Source organism: Pseudomonas sp. Y5-11, assembly GCF_022368695.1.
In the GTDB taxonomy this organism is placed as follows: domain Bacteria; phylum Pseudomonadota; class Gammaproteobacteria; order Pseudomonadales; family Pseudomonadaceae; genus Aquipseudomonas; species Aquipseudomonas parakoreensis.
In genome coordinates this window covers 192814-214146 of sequence record NZ_CP058974.1, presented here as the reverse complement: position 1 = coordinate 214146, position 21333 = coordinate 192814, and the positions used below count along the sequence as shown (strand labels likewise).

The window sequence follows — 21333 nt, the reverse complement described above, 5'->3', positions numbered from 1 at the left end:
GACCCATGACCGTGTTGAAGATGTCCGACCTCGATCTGCAAGGTAAGCGCGTATTGATCCGCGAAGACCTCAACGTCCCAGTCAAGGACGGTGTTGTCACCAGCGATGCGCGTATCCTGGCTTCGCTGCCGACCATCAAGCTGGCCTTGGAAAAAGGTGCGGCGGTGATGGTGTGTTCGCACCTGGGCCGTCCGACCGAAGGCGAGTTCTCCGCCGAGAACAGCCTCAAGCCAGTCGCTGACTACCTGAGCAAGGCTCTGGGCCGCGAAGTGCCACTGGTGGCCGATTACCTGGATGGCGTTGACGTCAAGGCCGGCGACATCGTGCTGTTCGAAAACGTGCGCTTCAACAAGGGCGAGAAAAAGAACGCCGACGACCTCGCCCAGCAATACGCCGCCCTGTGCGACGTGTTCGTGATGGACGCCTTCGGCACAGCGCACCGCGCTGAAGGTTCGACGCACGGCGTGGCCAAGTTCGCCAAGGTCGCCGCGGCTGGCCCGCTGCTGGCCGCTGAGCTGGAGGCACTGGGCAAGGCGCTGGGCGCGCCGGCCAAGCCAATGGCTGCGATCGTTGCCGGTTCCAAGGTGTCGACCAAACTCGACGTCCTCAACAGCCTGAGCCAGATCTGCGATCAACTGATCGTTGGCGGCGGCATCGCCAACACCTTCCTGGCGGCCGCCGGTCACCCGGTCGGCAAGTCGCTGTACGAGCCGGACCTGCTGGACACCGCGCGCGCCATCGCCGCCAAGGTCAGCGTGCCGCTGCCGGTGGACGTGGTGGTTGCCAAGGAATTCGCCGAAAGCGCCGAAGCCACCGTCAAGCTGATCGCTGACGTTGCCGCTGACGACATGATTCTGGACATCGGCCCGCAAACCGCGGCCAACTTCGCCGAACTGCTGAAATCGTCGAAAACCATTCTGTGGAACGGTCCGGTCGGCGTGTTCGAATTCGATCAGTTCGGCAACGGCACCAAAGTGCTGGCCCAGGCCATCGCTGACAGCGCCGCATTCTCCATTGCCGGCGGTGGCGACACCCTGGCGGCCATCGATAAATATGGCGTGGCCGAGCAAATCTCCTACATTTCCACCGGTGGTGGCGCGTTCCTCGAATTCGTCGAAGGCAAGGTGCTGCCAGCCGTTGAAGTCCTGGAAAGCCGGGCCAAGGCCTGAGGCCGCCCGGTTGGCCAGGCAAAGGAGTGTTCAGATGGTCAAGTCGTTAGCGCTGTTGTTGCTGACCGGTACGCTGGCGGCCTGCGGGAGTAACCCGAAGGCCGAGGCCACGCCCGCGCCGGATGCCGCGCAGAAAGGCTGCTACCAGGCCGACTGGCAGGCCGAAACCAATCCGGTGCTGAACAAGCGCTCGGGGCCGGACGGCCTGGACAAATACGAGACGCAAACCCCGGCCAAGGAACATGGTTGTCCTTGACCGGTCTGACTCTTTAACGCAGGGCTGGCGGCGTGCGCTGTCAGTCGAGGAACACGGATGAAAGGCTTGATCGCCATTGCGGCGTTGGCATTGTTGGGCGGTTGCGCGCAGATGAACCTGTTTCAGTCGTCCGCGCCGGCGGATAGCTGGACCACCTGGACCTGCGACAGCCAGGCCAAAGTGCTGTGGCGTTACGCCGATGCCGGCCAGAAGGAAGTCGATGTCCGGCTCGGTGGCGGTGATCAGGTCTATCGCCTGAAAGAAGAGCCGGGCGCCTCGGGCGTGCTGTACAGCGACGGCATGCTGGCGTTTCACGTCAAGGGTGACGAAGGCCTGGTGTACTGGGTCGCCACCAATGACCTGATTGGCCGCGGCTGCAAGGCCGAGTAATTGAAGCACTGCGATTCTCATGTGGGAGCGAGCCTGCTCGCGAAAGCGGTCTGACAGGCACTGCATCAACGACTGCGAGATTGCTTTCGCGAGCAGGCTCGCTCCCACAGGGGATCTGTGCAGTTCTCAGGATTTTGCTTTATCGAATCACCAGACCGGGCCTCAACCCCCGATCTGCAATCACTTGAATAGCCGCCGCCGCTCCGGCAGGCTGGCACGATTAACGACCCTCAACCGGGAGAGACACACACAATGGCACTTATCAGCATGCGCCAGATGCTGGACCACGCAGCCGAGTTCGGCTACGGCGTTCCAGCCTTCAACGTCAACAACCTTGAGCAGATGCGCGCCATCATGGAAGCCGCTGACAAGACTGACTCCCCGGTGATCGTCCAGGCTTCGGCCGGCGCTCGCAAATACGCCGGCGCGCCATTCCTGCGTCACCTGATCCTGGCCGCGATCGAAGAGTTCCCGCACATCCCGGTGTGCATGCACCAGGACCACGGCACCAGCCCTGACGTCTGCCAGCGCTCGATTCAACTGGGCTTCAGCTCGGTGATGATGGACGGCTCCCTCGGCGAAGACGGCAAGACGCCGACCGACTACGAATACAACGTCCGCGTGACCCAACAAACCGTCGCCATGGCTCACGCCTGCGGCGTTTCGGTTGAAGGCGAGCTGGGCTGCCTGGGTTCGCTGGAAACCGGCATGGCCGGTGAAGAAGACGGCATCGGCGCTGAAGGCGTTCTGGATCACAGCCAGATGCTGACCGACCCGGAAGAAGCCGCTGACTTCGTCAAGAAGACTCAGGTCGATGCCTTGGCCATCGCCATCGGCACCAGCCACGGCGCCTACAAGTTCACCAAGCCACCTACCGGTGACGTACTGGCGATCGACCGCATCAAGGAAATCCACAAGCGCATCCCGAACACCCACCTGGTGATGCACGGTTCCTCGTCGGTTCCGCAGGAGTGGCTGGCGATCATCAACCAGTACGGCGGCGACATCAAAGAAACCTACGGCGTACCGGTTGAAGAAATCGTCGAAGGCATCAAGTACGGCGTGCGCAAGGTCAACATCGACACCGACCTGCGCTTGGCATCCACTGGCGCCATGCGTCGTCTGATGGCCACCAACCCGAGCGAATTCGACCCGCGTAAATTCTTCGGCGCGACCGTGACGGCAATGCGTGATGTATGTATCGCGCGTTATGAAGCGTTCGGCACCGCCGGTAACGCTTCGAAGATCAAGCCGATCTCGCTGGAAGCGATGTTCCAGCGGTATTTGAAGGGTGAGTTGAACGCGAAGGTTAACTAAGCCTTAGCTTTGAACCGCTGATACAAGAAACCCGCCGTAAGGCGGGTTTTTTGTGGGCTGCAATATCTGCGTGCAGTGTAACTATCCAAAAGTCAGAGCAAATGGCGCTGCTGATTGCTTGATGGCAGTGAACACGTGAGGCGCCTGTTCCCGATACTGAGAATGGCGCTTGAGCACCTTCTCAACAGAGATGAGCAACTTCTGAATGCGCTCGCTGGGCTTCTCGATTTCACAGGTATGAGCAAACTCCAGCAATCCTTGTCGTGAAGCGAACATTGACTTGTTACCCGCCAGATCCAGCGCCAAAACATCTTCCGGGATATAGGCCGTGGTATTGACGATGTCATAAGCCGGAGCCAAGCGTGCATCCCGTTGCGTCGGTTCGGAATAGAGCAAGCCGAAATTCTTCAAATGAGCGTCGCCATTTCCGACGATGCAACTCAGGGCAACGCTATCGAAGAGTTGATCGAGGGACGTGCGCAAATGTATCGCCGGACAAAATACTCGAACTGCCTTCGCGATGGCTGCATAACTTTTGCTGTACTTCTGAGTGGCCGACAGCCCCATCAACACGGCCATGTCTTCAAAACCGATCGGGTTGAGCTGATCGTCGCGATCAAAGCGGCGCATGACAAATAGCTTGGCGTTGTCGGAAAGGTAAAACGGCGGAACGGGAATGCCCGCGTCTTTTGCCATGGACATGCACAGGAATTCGTTGATCGCCAGGCCCGGGAATTCGTCTCTGCCACTTTTGATGATCAGGTCCGAGGTTTTGGATGTCACTCGCGGCAACTCTACCTCTTGTCGTTCCGGCACCAGCAACTTGGGTTGAACACCTGAAATGCCTGCCCGCAGGATGTAGCGATCAAGCATGTCGGCGAAGATATCTTCCGTGCCGTCCCACGTGAGAATCTCTTCGAGTTTCTCTCCCGGAAATTCTTGCTCCTGCAACAAGGCATCCACGGTTTCAGAGCGTACGTGAACCCTGCCAATGGGCGATGTGCTGCCGGAAAGCGCCAGTAGCAACATTGGGTCGACGTTGACTGTCTTGGCCAAGCGATTGCGTAACTGTTCCAGCACATAGCCTTCTGGCAGGTTCATTTGAAAAACAGGATGCAGTTCGCGCCGACGAAATTCGTCATACCGTACAGGCATCGAGAGGCTAATGGCCATTTTTGGCGATGCATCTTCGTGATCGAAAAGTGAAATCTTCGGCATTGCTGAAAAGTCTGCCGCTATTACCTTGTGGGGTGCTGACTTGAAGAGAGGCCATTTTCATTCGAATAAATCTCCAAGCTCTTCAAGGGTTGGCATCGTTGCTGGAACCACCGAGAGTTCGCAGTCCAGTGCAGCCAAAACGCGCGCATAAGCGATCATGCCGACAGAAAGGGTACCTTTCTCCACCGCGATGACTTTGTATCTTGTCAGTCCCGCCAGATCGGCAAGCTGCGCCTGTGTCAGGCCACGATTTATGCGTTTCTCTCGTAATTGGATACCGAGACGGCCGATCAATAGAGTGTGATCCATGTTGTGATACCGTAACAATTTGAAGCCAATGTAGCGTATGCGCAACATTTAATCTATTTGCCTCAAGAAACCCGCCGTAAGGCGGGTTTTTTGTGGGCGATTATTTCTTCAACCCCACATGATCCAGGCCTGATTCACCGCCAGTTCACCGAGCATGACGATTTGCGCGATGCCCAGTGCGGTCTTGCGGTGGGAGGGGTCGAGGATGGCGGCGAAGTTGTTGAGCATGTCGCTTGCCGAGCCCAGGGTTTCGCTGGCGTTGGCGAGCAGGGATTCGCTGTCGTACTTCGGGTTGGCGAGGTACATGGGCTCGGGTTTGTTGCTGCTCGCCATGATGAGGGCGGCGGGATTGAGATAATGGTCGAGGGCGCGTTCGGCGGCGTCGTGGAGTTTTCTGGAGTCGAGGGATTCGTAGGGGGAGGCTGGATCTTTGTCTGGCGGGTGTGGTGTTGATTTGGTCATGTTTCGTCTCCGGTAAATGGAGCCGGCACCGGATCGCTACTAAACGAAGGGGTGGCAGCTGAACGCAGGTTAGTAGACCGGGGAGACGCGACCGGCGCACCCGAAGGCGCCCTGCGTACAGCTACCATCAAGCGCGGATGAATGTCCGACTGAATGGTGCCAATGCGCATCGCGTAACCTCGGGCTACTAAACCCGATCACGGGAAATCAGTGACGCGAATCAAGTTACCGATGGCCCTCCAGGCGCACAAGCCGGCGGATTCTGGCGTAGCTGTAGGTATCCACGCAAGTTGTTGTAGGCATCGGGAAGTAACCGCCGAGCGATTTAAACAACACCGTTTAAAGGATGTCCGACTGGCAATAAATAACACTGTGGCGAGGGAGCTTGCTCCCGCTGGACTGCGCAGCAGGCCTCGCTTTTTTAGGGCCGCTGCGCGCCCCAGCGGGAGCAAGCTCCCTCGCCACAGGGATTTGTGCCAATGAAGCCTTATTTGTCGTGGTCGATGTCGAGTTTGCTGAAGGTGACCTGGCCGCCTTCGCTGGTATAGCCGGTGTTGTCCTGCACATACACCCCGGCCTTGAAGTACAACGGCTTGTTGCGCCAGGTCGCGCTGATCTGTGAGTCCCACTGGTAACCCGCCGCGCTTACGCCAAGCGCCCCGCCGGGGCTCAAGTGGATCAGGTAGTTGAATTCGCGATCCAGCTTGATGCCGGTGGCGAGGGTGATGACGCGGCTTTCCTGGTCGTCGGGGTGCATTCGCACTTTGATCACCAGGTTGCCGTTCTGGGTTTTTTCCTTGTACTGGTATTCGAGCTTGACCATCGGGCGCTGGCTTTCATAAGCGTGGATCTGGCCGATGACGATCTTGCCGGAGCTGGGCACCTTGTTGACCGAAAGGGTCGCGCGCAGCAGGTTGTCGGCGTCTGGGTAGTACCAGTTGCGCAGGGTGCCGTTGCTGTAGGTTTCGCGCAGTTCGGTGCGCGGGTAAATGGCGTTTTCGGTTTTTGACCCGGTCACCGGCGACCAGAAGAACAAGGTGCCGGTGTCGGAATGGAAGTACTGATCCTTGAAGCCATTCACCAGTTTGGAGGTTTCGACGGTGTACGGCGGACTGCCGACGGGAACGCTGAGGTTCCATGTTGCGAGATCGATCATGTCGGTTCTTCCACTCAATTTTCCTGTACGCGAGTGCCAGAAGCTCTAGCCCGCGCTTTTTCGGGCGGCAGTTATAAGCGTAGAGGTGTTTTTTGTTAACGCCCGTTTGGCAGATGATTGGCGTCAACATCCTGTCGAAATGCCATCTGTGCCGGTTTTCGGGGGCTGCAGGGGTGACCGTTAGTCGGTAAATTACAGCTTTGGCTAAATGATGGCGGCGTGGCAGCTTCTGCTTTCACAGATCCGGGACTAGAGTGATGGCTCAGTAACTGTACGGTTTTCACAAAAAACCGGCCGATAGTCCGACAAGAGATGTCCCGACAAGAGAAGCAGCATGGAATGCGCGCAACCCCAGCCAGGTGAAGGCAGCTCTGTCCTTTTGATCGTTGATGACTACCCTGAAAACCTGATCAGCATGCGCGCGTTGCTGCAGCGTCAGGATTGGCACGTCATGACCGCCGCCTCCGGTTTCGAGGCGCTCAATCTGCTGCTCGAACACGACGTCGATCTGGTGCTGCTGGACGTGCAGATGCCGGGCATGGACGGCTTCGAAGTCGCGCGGCTGATGCGCGGCAGCCAGCGCACGCGTCTCACACCGATTATTTTTCTCACCGCCAACGAGCAATCACAGGACGCCGTGATCAAGGGTTACGCCAGTGGCGCGGTGGATTACCTGTTCAAACCGTTCGATCCGCAGATCCTCAAGCCGAAAGTCCAGGCGTTGCTCGAACACCAGCGCAACCGCCGCGCCTTGCAGCGTCTGAGTCATGATCTGGAGGTCGCGCGGGCCTTCAATGCCTCGGTGCTGGATAACGCGGCGGAAGGCATTCTGGTGCTCGGCGAGGACGGCCTGATCCGCTTCGCCAATCCGGCGATTTCGCGCTTGCTGAATGCGCCGGTGAAAGAGTTGGAGGGCAAGGAGTTTCTCGATTTTCTGCAGAAACCGCATATCCCGCTGTGGGCCGGTTCCGAGTTGCTGGCCGGCTATAAACGCGGTGAGACCTTGCGTCTGCACGATGCATTATTGCGTACGGCGCCGGGGCAGCAGGTGCCGGTGGCGTTGTCCTGTGCGCCGCTGCCCGCCGAGCAGCGGGCGATGGTGGTGACGGTGCTGGACATGTCGGTGGTGCGTCACCTGCATCAGCAGCTGGAATTTCAAGCGGTCACCGATCCGCTGACCGGTCTGCTCAATCGCCGGGGCTTTTATCAGACGGTGGAAAACCTGCTGCTGCGCGGTGAACGCAGCGACAGCAGTTGGGTGCTGCTGTATCTGGATCTGGATGGCTTCAAGCGGGTTAACGATTCCCTTGGCCACGATGCCGGCGACCGGGTGCTGCGCTGGGTCTCCGAGCAGTTGAAAGCTTGTCTGCGACCGTTCGATATTCTCGCGCGCATGGGCGGTGACGAGTTCACCGCGTTGCTCGATCTGGAGTTTCCCGAGCAGGCCGCAAAAATTGCCGAGAAGCTCATCGAACGGGTGTCGATCTGTCAGCAGATCGAAGGACTGGACATCGCTCTCGGCGCGAGTATCGGCATCGCCACTTACCCGGACTGCGGCGCGAACCTGGACGGTTTGCTGCGCGCCTCCGACATCGCCATGTATGAAGCCAAGCGCGCCGGGCGTCAGCAATATCGTTTTTATGATCACGAAATGAACGGTCGCGCCCGCTCGCGGCTGATGCTCGAAGAGAGCGTGCGCAATGCCATCGAGAACCGGGATTTCAATCTGGTGTATCAGCCGCAGGTGGCGATCGACAGCGGGCAGATTCGCGGTTTCGAGGCGTTGCTGCGCTGGCAGCACCCGAGCGTCGGCGATGTGCCGCCGGGGTTGTTCCTGCCATTGCTGGAGGAAGCACGGCTGATCAGTCGGCTCGGTAGCTGGATCTATCACCGTGGCGCCGGCCAGCGCAAAGCCTGGGAAACCCTGTTCGCCGAGGATCTGGTGCTCGGCGTGAGTTTGAGCAACACCCAGTTCGGCCTGCCGAACCTGGTCACCGAATTGCGTCAGGTGCTGGAGCGGCATTCGCTGCAGCCGCAGCAACTGGAGGTGGAAGTCACCGAAGACGCGCTGATGCACAACCCCGACGAGACCCGCAAACAGTTGCGCCTGCTGCGTAATCTCGGGGTGCGGGTGGCGCTGGATGACTTTGGTTCAGGGCCGTGTTCGCTGGCGTATCTGCGTGATCTGGAACTGGATACGCTCAAGCTGGATCGACACCTGATTGCGCGGCTGCCGGACTCGACGCGCGACGCGGCGCTGGTCAGCAACGTGATCAATCTGTGCAAACAGTACGGTTTGCTGGTGATCGCCGAAGGCGTGGAAACCGTTGAACAGTATCAATGGCTGCAGGCGCATGGCTGCGAATACGTACAGGGTTTCCTGGTGGCGCGTCCGCTGACCTCCGAGGACGCCGTCAGCTTTGCCAAACCCTTTGACTGGAGCGCGCTGCCGGTTTGAATTCGCTACACTGGCGCTCTTTTCGAACCGTGCTGCCGTGTCCATGACTGCGTTGAAATACCTCCAGGCCTATCCCGCGCAATTGCAGGATCAGGTGCGCCAACTGATCGCCGAACAGCGTCTGGGTGACTACCTGAGCCAACGCTATCCGGGACGTCACGATGTGCAGAGCGACAAGGCGCTGTATAGCTACGCGCTGGACCTGAAGCAGGAATACCTGCGCAACGCGCCGGCCATCGACAAAGTGCTGTTCGACAACCGCCTCGACCTGACGCATCGCGCGCTGGGCCTGCACACCACGGTCTCAAGGGTGCAGGGCGGCAAGCTCAAAGCCAAGAAAGAGATTCGCATCGCCTCGCTGTTCAAGGAGGCGGCGCCCGAGTTCCTGAAGATGATAGTCGTGCATGAACTGGCGCACTTCAAGGAATCGGATCACAACAAGGCCTTCTATAAGTTGTGTGAACACATGCTGCCGGGGTATCACCAGGTCGAGTTCGATCTGCGGGTGTACCTGACGTGGCGGGATCTGCAATGAAGATCAAAAGATCGCATTCCAACTGTAGGAGCTGCCGCAGGCTGCGATCTTTTAACGTTGGGAGTGTTTAGATGGACGTAAGCAAGACCAAAAGCAGCTTTTACCGGCGCCTGTACGTGGCCTACCTGATCGACAGCGGCCTGGCCCCCAGCGTCCCGGCGCTGACCGAAGTGACCGGCATGCCCCGGCGCACGGCGCAGGACACGATCGCCGCGCTGGCGGATCTGGATATCGTCTGTGAGTTTGAGCAGGAAGAGGGCGCGCGCAACCATGCCGGGCGCTATCGGATTCGCGAGTGGGGGGCAATTGATCGCGGGTGGATCGAGCGCAATCTGCGGCAGATCAAGGCTGTGCTGGAATATCCCTGAGTTTTGCAGTGTTTGAGCTGACGCAATCGCTGGCAAGCCAGCTCCCACAAGGGTCTCCAGTCAACACGGTTGTTGTGAGCAACGGATGAACCTGTGGGAGCTGGCTTGCCAGCGATGAGGGCCTCAAGGACGACGCATGCCTATGTGCGGAATGTCATCCTCCAGATATTCCTCACCCTTCACCACAAACCCGTACCTGCCGTAATACCCCTGCAAATGCGCCTGCGCCGACAGATAGATAGGCACCTGCGGCCAATGCTTCTCGGCCTGATTCAGGGCGTGTTCCATCAACACATGGCCCAGCCCTTTGCCACGGCCCTGCGGCGCAATGATCACGCGGCCGATCACCACGTCACCGCCCTGGGATTCGGGGTCCAGCAGGCGCAGATAGGCCATCAGTTGATCGCCTTCCCAGCCCATCAAATGATGGGTATCGCCGTCCAGATCCTGCCCGTCGAGGTCTGGGTAGGCGCATTGCTGTTCGACCACAAATACGTCCGAGCGCAGTTTCAGCAGTGCGTATAACTGCTCTTTGCCCAGATCGCTGTGATGCTTGCAGATCCACTCGATTGTCATCTTCCGACTCCTTGAACACCGTCGCCCGATACTAAGTGCACAGGCGTTGAATGTCTGTATGGCGGAAGAGTCTGTGACAAAGGTCAAAATGCCATCATTCCTTTCTCGCGGTGGCGGCCGCTTTGTGTAATCTGCTGGAAAGCGCTGTGCACGGGCTTCAATGAGCTACTGTTAGGGCCTGGGTTTCGCCGGTACGGGGCCTTGGGGTTTTGACTGGAAAACACGCCGGGCCAACCGCCCGCTAAGGATTTTCAAGCATGCCGCGACTGCATCGAGCCTTTGCCTTGATCGGACTGCTCTTGCTGGCCCAACCCGCCGCTGCGGACAAGCTGCGACTGGTATTTGATATCTGGCCACCCTTTACCGACGACACGCTGGTCAACGGTGGCCTGGCCACCGACATCGTCAGCACCGCGCTGGCGCGGGCCGGTTACGCCAGCGACTATGAGCAGGTGCCGTGGGCGCGGGCGTTGTTGGGGGTGGGCGAGGGCCGGTACGACGTGCTGGTCAATGCCTGGTACAACGACGAACGCACCCGGATCGGCCAGTTCTCTGGCGAATACCTGCTCAACCGCATCCGCTTTCTCAAGCGCAAGGACACTCCGCTCGAATACAACAGCCTGGAGCAACTGCACACCTACCCGGTGGCGGTGGTGCGCGGTTATGCCTACTCGCAGGCGTTCGATGCCGACACGGCGTTGCAGAAAGTCCCGGTACACAACTTTGCAATGGCGGTGCGCATGCTGGCGGCGGATCGGGTCAAGCTGACCCTGGAAGATGAGTATGTCGCGCGCTATTACCTGGCGCGCGAATCACCCAAGGTGCGCAACGCCGTGGAGTTTCTGCCCAAGCCGTTGAGCGAGAACAGCCTGCATATTCTGGTGAGCCTGAAGAACCCCGAGCATGAGCAGATTGTGGCCGGGTTCGACAAGGCGATTGCGGCGATGAAGGCGGATGGCAGTTATGACAAGTTGCTGAGGCAACATGGGATGTGAGCATCTGATCCCGGAGTTGCGTTGTTGCTGATGCCCTCATCGCTGGCAAGCCAGCTCCCACAGGTATTGCGGTGTACACAAATCATGTGGGAGCTGGCTTGCCAGCGATGGGGCCAGTCCGGTCACCTTAAGCCTCACTGGTGTCTTTGATCAAATGCGCCGCCAACGTGCGCAACGGCCCCAACTGCCGGCAGATCAATGCCAGTTGCGTCTGCACCAGCCGCTGCCCTTCATCGATCTCGTCCGGCATCTGCTCCAGCTCATTGGCCAGCGCTTCCTCGTCGTCGCTCTGGATCGCCACTGGCTGCTTGTTGGCCAGGCCCTGGGCGATTTCATCGATGCTCGCGGCCAGTTTCACCCCGGCGCCGTCAATCAGGTGTTCGCGGATTTCCGCCGGTAGCTGCGTTTCGCGATGCGCGCCCAATCCGGAGAGGTAGCTGAGCAGCGTGTGCGACAGCACCAGGAAGCGGAAACCGACATCCGCTTCCTTACGGAAATGCCCCGGCTCCATCAGCATGTTCGCCAGCGTGGTCGACAGTGCCGCGTCGGCATTGTGCGCGTTGCGTCGGGCCAGGCGATAGGCGAGGTCATCGCTCTTGCCGGCGGCGTATTGCTGCATGATCTGGCGCAGGTAGATGCTGTTGCACGTCAGGGTGTTGGCCAGCACTTTGTTCAGGCGTCGACCCTGCCAGTCCGGCAGGAACAGGAACACCGTCAGGCCGGCGATCAGGCTGCCGAGCAGGGTATCGAACAGGCGCGGCAGGAACAGCCCGTAGCCATCGCCGATCTGGTTAAAGCAGAACAGCACCATGATCGTGATCGCCGCCGTCGCCACGGTGTAGCGCGTGGTGCGGTTGGTAAAGAACACCACCCCGGCGGCAATGGCGAAGCACGACTGCACCAGCGGGCTGGGGACAGATCGAACAGCGCCCAGGCCACGGTCAGACCGATGGCGGTGCCGAGAATCCGCTGCCCGAGTTTGCGCCGCGTTGCGCCGTAGTTCGGCTGGCAGACGAACAGCGTGGTGAGGATGATCCAATAGCCCTGCGACGGGTGAATCAGGTGCACCATGCCGTAGCCGATACTCAATGCCAGCGGCAGACGCAGGGCGTGGCGGAACAGCAAGGAGGTCGGTGTCAGCTGCGTGCGCAGACGAATCCACACGTCCTTGAGGTTGCGTGGTGAGCGGTCGAGCAGGCTGCTATCGGTGGCGTCCGCCAGCGCGTCAGGGTTGCTCGCATCGCTGAGCAAGCGGTCGAGGGTGCCGAGGTTGGCTGCCAGAGCACGCAGCGAACGCAGAAGGCCGCGCCACGCCGGATTGCTCTGGATGCGCAGGTGTTCAAGGGACGCGTCGAGGTCTGTCAGCGCTTCGGCAAAACTGGCGTCGTAGACGAACGGCTGGCGCATCTGGATCGACTCGGCCAGCGCACGACAGGCTTTGCCCTGCTGGCGCAGCAGACGCTGGCAGCGGAACAGCACGTCGCTGTGGAAGAATGCCTCGGCCAGCGCGTTGTACGGATAGTGCGAAGAGCTGGCGCGTTCGTGAATGTCTTGGGCGAGGAAATACAGCTTCAGATAACGGCTGACTTTCGAACCCGGGCGACCGTTGCCGACCCGGTGCAGGATGATTTCCTTGGCGCTGTTCAGCGCGGCCACTACGCGACCGTTCTGCTGTGCCAGTTCCAGCCGTCGTCCTTCGACGTCCAGTTGGCGGATCGGCTCGAACAGCGAGGCTTTGAGCTTCAGGTAGAAACCCAGTTCACGGAACAGCCGCGCCAGACTCTGCTGCACCGGCTGGTTGGAAAACAGCGCCTGCCACAACACCGAGAGCAAGCCGTACCACGCGGCGCCCGCCACCAGCAGCATCGGCTCGTGCCAGAAATCGGTGACCGCGCCGCCGCGCTGATCCACGCCGATCATGGTGTAGACCGACAGAATCAACGTTGCCGAAGCAATCGCGCCATAACGCTCACCGAGCGCACCGAGCATGGTCAGGGCGAAACTGGCCAGGGCCAGGGCGATGGCAAACACGATGGGGTAGGGGAAGAGCAGTTCCACCGACAGCGCGGCGATACTGAAACACACCAGCGTCACCGCCAGAGCATTGAGGCGGCCCTGCCAGCTGTCGTCGGTCTCGGCCAGGGCGCTGGCGATAATCCCGAGGAACAACGGGATCAGCAGGCCCATTTCATCCTGATACCAGCACAGCGCCATGCTGCCGGTCAGGGCGATGAACACCCGCACGCTGTAGCTGAATTTATCCAGCGCCCACAGGCGCCGCAAAGACTGACGAAACGAGGTCGAGGACATGAAGTGCGAAGGCCTTCCGAGGCGATGCCGCTAAATTGAGCCAGTAATGACGCCGACGCAATGGCGCCGATCACATCTGACAGCAAAAAGTATTCCTTGATTGCCCGCTCCCCCCTGTAGGAGCTGCCGAAGGCTGCGATCTTTTGATCCTGTTTTTAAGATCAAAAGATCGCAGCCTTCGGCAGCTCCTACAGGGGAGTGTTGTTTCAGTCAGACGTACTGCGCAGCCGCGTACCCCGAGGCCCATGCCCACTGGAAGTTGAAACCGCCCAGATGCCCGGTGACGTCGAGAACCTCGCCAACGAAATACAGGCCCGGGCTTTTCAGCGATTCCATGGTCTTGGACGACACTTCGCGGGTATCGACGCCGCCCAGCGTGACCTCGGCGGTGCGGTAGCCTTCGGTGCCGGCCGGGACAACTTTCCAGCTGCCGAGCTTGTCGGCGATCTGCGCCAGTTCGGCGTGGGTGTACTGCTTCATCGGTTTGGAGACGAACCAGTTGTCCGCCAACAGGTTGGCCATCTTCTTGGTGAAGATCTCGCCGAGCAGGGTTTTCAGTTCACTGTTCGGGCGTTCGGCCACTTGCTGTTGCAGCCATGCGGCGGTGTCGTGATCCGGCAGCAGGTTGATCTCCACGGTGTCGCCCGGCTCCCAGAACGACGAGATCTGCAGGATCGCCGGGCCGCTGAGGCCACGGTGAGTGAACAGGATGTTCTCGCGAAAGCTCTGCTCGTTGCAGCTGACCAGACAGTCCACCGACGTACCGGACAACTCGGTGCACAGTTCCTTGAGCTGATCGGTGATAGTGAACGGCACCAGGCCGGCACGGGTCGGCAGCAGTTCATGGCCAAACTGCCTGGCGACCTGATAACCGAAGCCGGTGGCGCCCAGTGTCGGGATCGACAGCCCGCCGGTGGCGATCACCAGCGATTGGCACTGAACCTGGCCGAGGGTGGTGTCGAGCAGGTAACCGCTTTCTACCTTTTCGATGGTCTGGATCGAGGTGTCCAGGTGCAACTCGACGCCGGCCTGATCGCACTCGTCGAGCAGCATGCCGAGGATGTCGCTGGATTTGTTATCGCAGAACAGCTGGCCGAGTTTTTTCTCGTGGTAGGGCACGCCATGCTTGGCGACCATGCCGATGAAATCCCACTGGGTGTAGCGCGCCAGTGCCGATTTGCAGAAATGCGGGTTACCCGAAAGGAAATTGCCCGGCTCGGTGTACATGTTGGTGAAATTGCAGCGGCCACCACCGGACATCAGGATTTTCTTGCCGGCCTTGTTCGCATGGTCAAGCAGCAGTACCTGACGCCCACGCCCGGCGGCGGTCAGTGCACACATCAACCCTGCGGCGCCAGCGCCAATGATCACGACTTCGGTAGAGCGCAAAACGGTGTCCTCTGAAATATCACCACAAAACCAACTGTTGTAGGAGCTGTCGAGTGAAACGAGGCTGCGATCTTTTGATCTTGCTCTTTAAAAACAAAGTCAAAAGATCGCAGCCTGCGGCAGCTCCTACAGGGCAGGCGTTGTTCTTACAAGACCCGTACGCGCAGCGAACGGCCCTTGATCTTGCCATTGTTCAAGCGCTGCAGCGCCTGCATGACCACGGTGCGTTCAACCGCCACATATGACTGGAAGTCAAAGATCGCGATCTTGCCGACCTGGGCACCCGGGATGGCGGCGTCACCGGTCAGGGCGCCGAGGATGTCGCCCGGACGAACCTTGTCCTTGCGCCCGCCGGCGATGCACAGCGTGCTCATCGGTGGCTGCAGCGGGGCGCCGCCCTGGGACTTGAGGTTATCGACCTGATCCCAGTTCAACGGGGCTTTCTGCAACTGTTCGATGGCTTGCGCACGATGCGCTTCGGACGGTGCGACGAGGCTGACCGCGATGCCTTTTTCGCCAGCGCGACCGGTACGGCCAACGCGGTGAATGTGGATTTCCGAGTCGCGGGCCAGCTCGACGTTGATCACCATGTCCAGCGCATCGATGTCCAGACCACGGGCGGCCACGTCGGTGGCGACCAGGACCGACGTGCTGCGGTTGGCGAACATTGCCAGCACCTGATCGCGGTCACGCTGTTCCAGATCGCCGTGCAGGCCGACGGCAGAAATGCCTTTGGCGGTCAGGTGGTCGACGGTTTCCTGCACTTGCTGCTTGGTGAAGCAGAACGCCACGCAGGAGGCCGGGCGGAAGTGGTGCAGGACTTTGGTCACTGCGCTCATGCGCTCTTCCGGGGAAATCTCGTAGAAGCGCTGCTCGATCTGCGTGTCGTCGTGGAACGCTTCGGCTTTCACCGTTTGCGGATCACGCATGAATTTCGACGCCAGTTGCTTGATGCCCACCGGGTACGTGGCGGAGAACAGCAGGGTCTGACGACGCGACGGGGTCTGCTCGATGATGTCTTCGATCGCGTCGTAGAAACCCATGTCGAGCATGCGGTCGGCTTCGTCGAGGATCAGCGTGTTCAGGCCATCGAGGACCAGCGAACCCTTGCGCAGATGCTGCTGGATACGTCCCGGGGTGCCGACGATGATGTGTGCGCCATGCTCCAGCGAAGCGATCTGCGGGCCAAACGACACGCCGCCGCACAGGGTCAGGACCTTGATGTTGTCTTCGGCACGGGCCAGGCGCCGGACTTCCTTGGCGACCTGGTCGGCCAGCTCACGGGTCGGGCAGATCACCAGCGCCTGGCAACCGAAGTAACGCGGGTTGATCGGGTTGAGCAGGCCGATGCCGAACGCGGCGGTCTTGCCGCTGCCGGTCTTGGCCTGGGCGATCAGGTCCATCCCCTTGAGGATCACCGGCAAGCTCTGCGCCTGGATCGGCGTCATCTGGGCATAACCGAGGGATTCGAGGTTAGCCAGCATGGCGGCGGACAGCGGCAGAGTATTAAAAGCGGTGGCGATGGTGGTCACGGGACTGGCCTGCAAAACAAAATGTCGCGCAGTGTAGCAGCCCCGTGCCACTTTCCTCGAAAGTTCTGGACGAACAGTGCCTGAATCCCAAGGCGAGGTGGTTTAACTGTGGTGAGGGGATTTATCTGTGGTGAGGGGATTTATCCCCGATGGGGTGCGCAGCACCCCTGGATAGGTTGAATGCGATCAACCTGAAGTAATGAGGGGGCAGATTCTGGGGCTGCTGCGCAACCCATCGGGGATAAATCCCCTCACCACAAAAGCCTCCACCAGACATGACACTGTTCAGTGTTCGATGTGCTCATCCGGATGTTCATCCGGGCGTTTGCCCCGGCGGCCGTCCTCTTTCGACAGTTGCGAGAAAATCGTCGCCGCCAGCATTGCCATCACTCCGACGGTCACAAACGTTAGCTGGAACGCCCCCAGCACGGTCTCGACGCCGTCGTTGCCGATTTCCGCCGTGAAGCCGCCCAGCAAGGCGCCGGCACAGGCCACGCCCAGGCTCAGCGACAACTGCGCCACCACCGACAGCAAGCTGTTGCCGCTGCTGGCGCTGGCGTCGTCGAGGTCGATCAGCGTCACGGTGTTCATCGCGGTGAATTGCAGCGAGTTGATCGCGCCGAGAACCGCCAGCAGGCACAGCAGCAGCCAGTACGGCGTCTGCTCGCTGACCAGACCCATGCTCGCCAGCATGATCCCCAGCGCGAGGGTGTTGCCGGTGAGCACGATGCGATAGCCGAGGCGTTCGATCAGTGGTCGCGCCATCCACTTGGCAAACATCGCCGCAGCGGCCAGCGGCAGCATGCTCATCCCCGCTTGCGACGGCGAATAACCCAGCGCCACTTGCAGCAGCAACGGCACCAGAAACGGCAGGGCGCCGCTGCCCAGGCGGGCGAACAGGTTGCCGATGATTCCAACCGCGAAGGTTCGGGTCTTGAACAACGATGGGGCGAACAGCGGATTTTCCACACGCCCGGCGCGCAGCCAGTACGCCGCCAGGCAGGCCAGACCGCCGAACAGCAGCAACATCACCCGCAGGTGCGGCAAGTGCAGTTCGCCCAGACCTTCCATGGCGATGGTGATCAGGATCATTGCGGCGCCGAACAGCAGGAAACCGAGGCTGTCGAAGCGCGTGCGTTCGCTGCCGCGCAGGTCGGGAATGAACTTCCACACCGCGTAGCAGCCGATGGCGCCGACCGGCAGGTTGATCAGGAAGATCCAGTGCCACGTCAGGTATTGCACCATCCAGCCGCCCATGGTCGGACCGATCAACGGGCCGAGCAGGCCGGGAATGGTGATGAAACCCATGATCCGCACCAGTTCCGAACGCGGATAGGCACGCAGCACCACCAGCCGTCCGACCGGCAACATCAATGCGCCGCCCAGGCCCTGGATTACCCGTGCGCCAACCAGCATGCTCAGGCTGCTCGATAACGCACAGAGCAGCGAGCCAATGCTGAACAGCAGGATCGCTCCGAAGAAGATTTTCTTGGTGCCGAAGCGGTCGGCGATCCAGCCCGAGGCCGGAATCAGCAAGGCCACGGTGAGCATGTAGGCGATGACCACGCCTTGCATGCGCAACGGGTCTTCGGCCAGATCCCGGGCCATGGCCGGCAGGGCGGTGTTGAGGATGGTCCCGTCGAGGGACTGCATGAAGAACGCAATGGCGACGACCCACGGCAACCAGCGGGCGGTGATGGCGTCGAGAGGCGGGCGAGTGGGCATGGAACCTCTTGTGGTTGGAGTTAATGCATATCCATTGTCGAGCGCGGTCAGTGTGGGAGCGAGCCTGCTCGCGAAGAGGCCATTTCATTCAACATTGATGTCGATTGATCTACCGCTTTCGCGAGCAGGCTCGCTCCCACAGGTTTTGCTTTTACAGGGTTAGCGTGAGTCGGCTCACCAGCGCCCCCGGCAACAACGCCGACGAGGTATTGCGCTGGCTATACGTGCTCGCCGACAGCAGCAACTCGCGCTCGGCGGTCAATGCTTCCAGCTGCGAACCCAGCAGGCTGTAGGCGCTGTCGTCGAAACGCATGGTGCTGACCGGCGCCTGAATCTCGCCGTTCTCGACCCAGAAGGTCGCGAAGCGGGTCATGCCGGTCAGGCGCGCCGCCGGTTGATCGGAGTAGTTCAGGTACCACAAGTTGCTGATGTACAGCCCGGTGCCCAACTGCTTGAGAATTTCTGCCTGTGACAGATCACCGGCCGCCATGTTCAGTGCACTCGGCATTTCACCGCCGCTGGCGCCGTTGGCGGTCAGGCCGTATTCGGCGGCACTGCGCGAGCCGACCAGTTGATCGCCGGCCTTGCCTTCGATGACCAGCCGCAGATCGCTGCGCGGATAGCCTTCGCCGGAGAACGCCGGGCTCAACGAGCCGCTGACTTTTTCATCCAGCGACACCAGCGAGCTGAACGCCTGATCACCGACATACAGCTTCTGCAGCGGACTGCTCTTGCTGGCGATCGACTGTGCGGAGAACCCGCCCCAACTGAGCATGCCCATGATTTCTTCCAGCGCGGCTGGCGCCAGATACGCTCGATATTGCCCCGGTGCGAGGGTGCGCAACGGTCGACCGAGAAACGCCAGTTGCTCGCGCGCCTGCTGGAAGCGCCGGGCGAAGCCTTCGCTGCTCCATTCGTGCCCGGCGTAGCTGGCCTTGACCGCTTCGCCGTTGTCGTGAAACAGGCTGAAGTCGAAGTTGAAGCTGTTGGCCTGATGCCAGCCAAATGCTCCCGAGGAGCTGGCGAAACCACGGCTGATCGGGCCGGCAGCATAGAAGCCGACCAGATCCAGACCTTCAGCCGCGGTGCAGATTTCCCCGACCACTAGCTCGGTGTCCGGCAGCGGATGTTGCTGTACGTTGTTGCTCTGCCAGCCGTTGTGGTTTAGCAGCAGGTACGGATCCTGCGGCAGCAGCGGCAGGGTTTCGCGCAGTTGTTGCAGGCCTTCGGCGAGGCGCTGCAGATCGGCTTCCTGATCACCGGACAGGGTGATGTGCAGGTCGGCATGACGGCCGTCGTTGATCAGCTTTAACCCGACGTCGGCTTGCTGCACCTGACCGGCCTGACGCACCTTGGCGTGATTGAAACGCACGAACGCCGAGGATTCCGCGGCATAGCTGAGGGTGAATTGTTCCGGCTCGCGCACACTGTCGCGCAGCCAATTGACCATGATCTTGAAGGCGTCGGACTGACTCTTCGAAATGCTCATCAGGCGTCTCCCCCAAACACATCAACGTTGCTGAATACGCAGGCCGGCGAAGCGTGGCCGACGCGGATCACTTGGTTCGGCTCGCCCTTGCCGCAGTTTGGCGTGCCCAGCACCATTCGGGTGCCGGCATCGCCGACCGCGCGCAGACTCTTCCAGAACTGCGCGGAAATACCTCGGTAATTCGGATTTTTCACCACACCCTTGAGTTCACCGTTCTCGATCAACTGCCCCCACTCGCATCCGAACTGGAATTTGTTGCGCGCATCGTCAATCGACCATGAACGGTTGGTGCTCATCAGAATGCCATGCTCGATGCCGCTGATCAGTTGCGTCAGCGACTGATCGCCCGGCTCGATGTTGAGGTTGGCCATGCGGTCGATCGGTGGCCGGTTCCAGCCGCAGGCGCGGCTGTTGGCAACGCCGTCGAGTCCGGCGCGGAACTGTGACAGTGCGCCGCCCAATGGCCGCAACAGCAAGCCTTGGCGAATCAGGAATTGTTTGCTGGCCTTGCTGCCGTCGTCATCGTGGCCGTAGCTGGCCAGCTCTTCGGGAATGTCCGGATCGAAGGTCACGTTGAGCAGCTTCGAACCGTATTGCAGGCTGCCGAAGTCGCTGGTTTTGACGAAGCTGGTGCCGGCGTAATTGCGCTCGTCACCGAGGATCCGGTCAAGCTCCAGCGGGTGACCGATGGACTCGTGAATCTGCAGCATCATCTGGTCGGGCATCAGCAACAGATCGCGCGGGCCTTGCGGGGTATTTGGCGCGAGCAGCAACTGCAGGGCCTGATCGGCCACTTGCGGGCCGGCGCCGACCAGACCGCAACGGCTGATCACGTCGGCGCCACCCTGCTGACCGAAGTTCTCGCGGCCCAGGGAGCGGGTCTGGCTGTCGTTGCCGTCGTAGGCGGTGACATCGAAGCTTGGATAAACGAAGCGCTGGGCCTGGCGCAATTCGGCGCCGGCACTGCTCAGGTAAATCTGTTCGACGTGGGTGATGCCGATGCTCGCTTGCCAATGCACCAGGCGCTCATCCTTTGGCACCGAGGCGGATTCCGCGCCGAGCAGTTCGAAACATTCGCTCAGGGACGGGAAGGGTTGATCGAGATTGGGCGAAAAGTAATCAGCGCGGTCACTGGATACCGGCTGATCGCGCAGGTCGAGCAAGGCGTGGGGCTTCAGTCGCCGGGCCTGCTGTTCGGCGCGCTCCAGGGCGGCTTGCAGGCCTTGCTGCGACAGGTCGTTGGTCGCTGCATAAGCCTCGACGCCGTTGACCCGGACTGTGAGCATCGCACCCTCGTCACGGCTCAGGCTGGGCGGTTCGGCGACGTTCTTGCGCACCGACAGGTATTGGCCGGACTCGCGCACATACCGCAGGGAAAAAAACTCGGCGCCCGTGCGCAAGGCAGCGAAGCGCTGCTTGAGCTGGGGGTGGAAATCGAACATTCGGGAACCTCCTTGTCATGGAGTTGCGGGGCGAAGCGATTCGGCGGGGAGGGGTGAAACGATTGCGCGAGGTCTAGAGTAGGCCTGCGTGGGGGTAGGATCAAGTGAAGAGGGGGTGTAGGAGGATTTACTGTGCAGCAGGGGAATTTGTGCTGAATGTGAGGGCCCCTTCGCGAGCAGGCTCGCTCCCACCTTTGAAATGCATTCCAATGTGGGAGCGAGCCTGCTCGCGAAGGT

At 60.4% G+C, this 21333-nt stretch carries 17 protein-coding genes and 2 pseudogenes; 8 read left to right on the top strand and 11 right to left on the bottom strand.

The window, feature by feature from the left end:
* Positions 1 to 5: 5 nt before the first annotated feature.
* From HXW87_RS00880 to fba, 4 genes are all read left to right on the top strand, one after another.
* A complete protein-coding gene (locus HXW87_RS00880) occupies positions 6 to 1169 on the top strand; it encodes a phosphoglycerate kinase (RefSeq protein WP_131670574.1) in 1164 nt (387 codons plus the stop codon).
* A 34-nt stretch (positions 1170 to 1203) separates the two neighbouring features.
* Entirely contained in the window at positions 1204 to 1425 is a 222-nt protein-coding gene (locus tag HXW87_RS00875) for a hypothetical protein (protein ID WP_007961876.1), read from the top strand.
* Positions 1426 to 1482: 57 nt separating this feature from the next.
* Complete coding sequence (locus HXW87_RS00870; RefSeq protein WP_047297097.1) at positions 1483 to 1815, top strand: MliC family protein; 333 nt, start codon at positions 1483 to 1485, stop codon at positions 1813 to 1815.
* 252 nt (positions 1816 to 2067) lie between these two features.
* Positions 2068 to 3132: a class II fructose-bisphosphate aldolase gene (gene fba / locus HXW87_RS00865; protein ID WP_003229012.1), complete on the top strand. Its 1065-nt coding sequence runs from the start codon at positions 2068 to 2070 to the stop codon at positions 3130 to 3132.
* Positions 3133 to 3213: 81 nt separating this feature from the next.
* On the opposite strand, the pseudogene HXW87_RS00860 reads toward fba, so the two are convergent.
* From HXW87_RS00860 to HXW87_RS00845, 4 genes and pseudogenes are all read right to left on the bottom strand, one after another.
* Positions 3214 to 4411, bottom strand: a pseudogene (locus HXW87_RS00860) (type II toxin-antitoxin system HipA family toxin).
* Positions 4408 to 4659: a helix-turn-helix domain-containing protein gene (locus HXW87_RS00855; RefSeq protein WP_108588991.1), complete on the bottom strand. Its 252-nt coding sequence runs from the start codon at positions 4657 to 4659 to the stop codon at positions 4408 to 4410. Before HXW87_RS00855 ends, HXW87_RS00860 begins: the two are co-directional and overlap by 4 nt.
* 108 nt (positions 4660 to 4767) lie before the next feature.
* Positions 4768 to 5121, bottom strand: a complete 354-nt coding sequence (locus tag HXW87_RS00850) for a DUF6124 family protein (protein ID WP_182402875.1) — start codon at positions 5119 to 5121, stop codon at positions 4768 to 4770.
* Between the two features lie 487 nt (positions 5122 to 5608).
* Positions 5609 to 6277, bottom strand: a complete 669-nt coding sequence (locus tag HXW87_RS00845) for a polysaccharide lyase family 7 protein (RefSeq protein WP_047297095.1) — start codon at positions 6275 to 6277, stop codon at positions 5609 to 5611.
* A 334-nt stretch (positions 6278 to 6611) separates the two neighbouring features.
* On the opposite strand from HXW87_RS00845, the gene HXW87_RS00840 reads away from it, so the two are divergent.
* The 3 genes from HXW87_RS00840 (at position 6612) to HXW87_RS00830 (ending at position 9638) form a co-directional block, all read left to right on the top strand.
* Positions 6612 to 8735 (top strand): EAL domain-containing protein, encoded by a 2124-nt coding sequence (locus HXW87_RS00840; RefSeq protein ID WP_095668130.1) that lies wholly within the window; start codon positions 6612 to 6614, stop codon positions 8733 to 8735.
* A 43-nt stretch (positions 8736 to 8778) separates the two neighbouring features.
* Positions 8779 to 9270, top strand: coding sequence for a M48 family metallopeptidase (locus HXW87_RS00835; protein ID WP_003229006.1), 492 nt, complete (start codon positions 8779 to 8781; stop codon positions 9268 to 9270).
* Between the two features lie 71 nt (positions 9271 to 9341).
* Positions 9342 to 9638, top strand: a complete 297-nt coding sequence (locus tag HXW87_RS00830; protein ID WP_003229005.1) for a winged helix-turn-helix domain-containing protein — start codon at positions 9342 to 9344, stop codon at positions 9636 to 9638.
* A 123-nt stretch (positions 9639 to 9761) separates the two neighbouring features.
* Here the strand turns inward: HXW87_RS00830 and HXW87_RS00825 are convergent, their stop codons facing one another.
* On the bottom strand, positions 9762 to 10214 hold the full coding sequence (locus HXW87_RS00825; RefSeq protein WP_239778319.1) for a GNAT family N-acetyltransferase: 453 nt from the start codon (positions 10212 to 10214) through the stop codon (positions 9762 to 9764).
* A gap of 257 nt (positions 10215 to 10471) precedes the next feature.
* Here HXW87_RS00825 and HXW87_RS00820 point away from each other — a divergent pair, with 257 nt between their 5' ends.
* Positions 10472 to 11209, top strand: a complete 738-nt coding sequence (locus HXW87_RS00820) for a transporter substrate-binding domain-containing protein (protein WP_047297090.1) — start codon at positions 10472 to 10474, stop codon at positions 11207 to 11209.
* Positions 11210 to 11336: 127 nt separating this feature from the next.
* On the opposite strand, the pseudogene yccS reads toward HXW87_RS00820, so the two are convergent.
* The 6 genes and pseudogenes from yccS to HXW87_RS00790 all read right to left on the bottom strand — a co-directional run bounded on the left by yccS (position 11337) and on the right by HXW87_RS00790 (position 21096).
* Positions 11337 to 13519 (bottom strand): annotated as a pseudogene (gene yccS, locus HXW87_RS00815) (YccS family putative transporter).
* Between the two features lie 210 nt (positions 13520 to 13729).
* Positions 13730 to 14908 (bottom strand): NAD(P)/FAD-dependent oxidoreductase, encoded by a 1179-nt coding sequence (locus tag HXW87_RS00810; RefSeq protein ID WP_095668133.1) that lies wholly within the window; start codon positions 14906 to 14908, stop codon positions 13730 to 13732.
* A gap of 146 nt (positions 14909 to 15054) precedes the next feature.
* A complete protein-coding gene (gene dbpA, locus HXW87_RS00805; RefSeq protein ID WP_239779130.1) occupies positions 15055 to 16392 on the bottom strand; it encodes an ATP-dependent RNA helicase DbpA in 1338 nt (445 codons plus the stop codon).
* A 333-nt stretch (positions 16393 to 16725) separates the two neighbouring features.
* Positions 16726 to 18165: a multidrug transporter subunit MdtD gene (gene mdtD / locus HXW87_RS00800; protein ID WP_182402807.1), complete on the bottom strand. Its 1440-nt coding sequence runs from the start codon at positions 18163 to 18165 to the stop codon at positions 16726 to 16728.
* A 151-nt stretch (positions 18166 to 18316) separates the two neighbouring features.
* Positions 18317 to 19654 carry a TldD/PmbA family protein gene (locus HXW87_RS00795; RefSeq protein WP_239778318.1) on the bottom strand — a complete coding sequence of 446 codons (1338 nt, stop codon included), beginning with the start codon at positions 19652 to 19654 and terminating at the stop codon, positions 18317 to 18319.
* Positions 19654 to 21096, bottom strand: coding sequence for a TldD/PmbA family protein (locus HXW87_RS00790; protein ID WP_047297084.1), 1443 nt, complete (start codon positions 21094 to 21096; stop codon positions 19654 to 19656). Before HXW87_RS00790 ends, HXW87_RS00795 begins: the two co-directional genes overlap by 1 nt.
* Positions 21097 to 21333: the final 237 nt, after the last annotated feature.

Excerpts from the sequence above, each read along its gene's own strand:
- HXW87_RS00880 (WP_131670574.1), top strand. The coding sequence starts at position 6 with ATGACCGTGTTGAAGATGTCCGACCTCGATCTGCAAGGTAAGCGCGTA.
- HXW87_RS00875 (WP_007961876.1), top strand. The coding sequence starts at position 1,204 with ATGGTCAAGTCGTTAGCGCTGTTGTTGCTGACCGGTACGCTGGCGGCC.
- HXW87_RS00870 (WP_047297097.1), top strand. The coding sequence starts at position 1,483 with ATGAAAGGCTTGATCGCCATTGCGGCGTTGGCATTGTTGGGCGGTTGC.
- fba (WP_003229012.1), top strand. The coding sequence starts at position 2,068 with ATGGCACTTATCAGCATGCGCCAGATGCTGGACCACGCAGCCGAGTTC.
- HXW87_RS00855 (WP_108588991.1), bottom strand. The coding sequence starts at position 4,659 with ATGGATCACACTCTATTGATCGGCCGTCTCGGTATCCAATTACGAGAG.
- HXW87_RS00850 (WP_182402875.1), bottom strand. The coding sequence starts at position 5,121 with ATGACCAAATCAACACCACACCCGCCAGACAAAGATCCAGCCTCCCCC.
- HXW87_RS00845 (WP_047297095.1), bottom strand. The coding sequence starts at position 6,277 with ATGATCGATCTCGCAACATGGAACCTCAGCGTTCCCGTCGGCAGTCCG.
- HXW87_RS00840 (WP_095668130.1), top strand. The coding sequence starts at position 6,612 with ATGGAATGCGCGCAACCCCAGCCAGGTGAAGGCAGCTCTGTCCTTTTG.
- HXW87_RS00835 (WP_003229006.1), top strand. The coding sequence starts at position 8,779 with ATGACTGCGTTGAAATACCTCCAGGCCTATCCCGCGCAATTGCAGGAT.
- HXW87_RS00830 (WP_003229005.1), top strand. The coding sequence starts at position 9,342 with ATGGACGTAAGCAAGACCAAAAGCAGCTTTTACCGGCGCCTGTACGTG.
- HXW87_RS00825 (WP_239778319.1), bottom strand. The coding sequence starts at position 10,214 with ATGACAATCGAGTGGATCTGCAAGCATCACAGCGATCTGGGCAAAGAG.
- HXW87_RS00820 (WP_047297090.1), top strand. The coding sequence starts at position 10,472 with ATGCCGCGACTGCATCGAGCCTTTGCCTTGATCGGACTGCTCTTGCTG.
- dbpA (WP_239779130.1), bottom strand. The coding sequence starts at position 16,392 with ATGCTGGCTAACCTCGAATCCCTCGGTTATGCCCAGATGACGCCGATC.
- mdtD (WP_182402807.1), bottom strand. The coding sequence starts at position 18,165 with ATGCCCACTCGCCCGCCTCTCGACGCCATCACCGCCCGCTGGTTGCCG.
- HXW87_RS00795 (WP_239778318.1), bottom strand. The coding sequence starts at position 19,654 with ATGAGCATTTCGAAGAGTCAGTCCGACGCCTTCAAGATCATGGTCAAT.
- HXW87_RS00790 (WP_047297084.1), bottom strand. The coding sequence starts at position 21,096 with ATGTTCGATTTCCACCCCCAGCTCAAGCAGCGCTTCGCTGCCTTGCGC.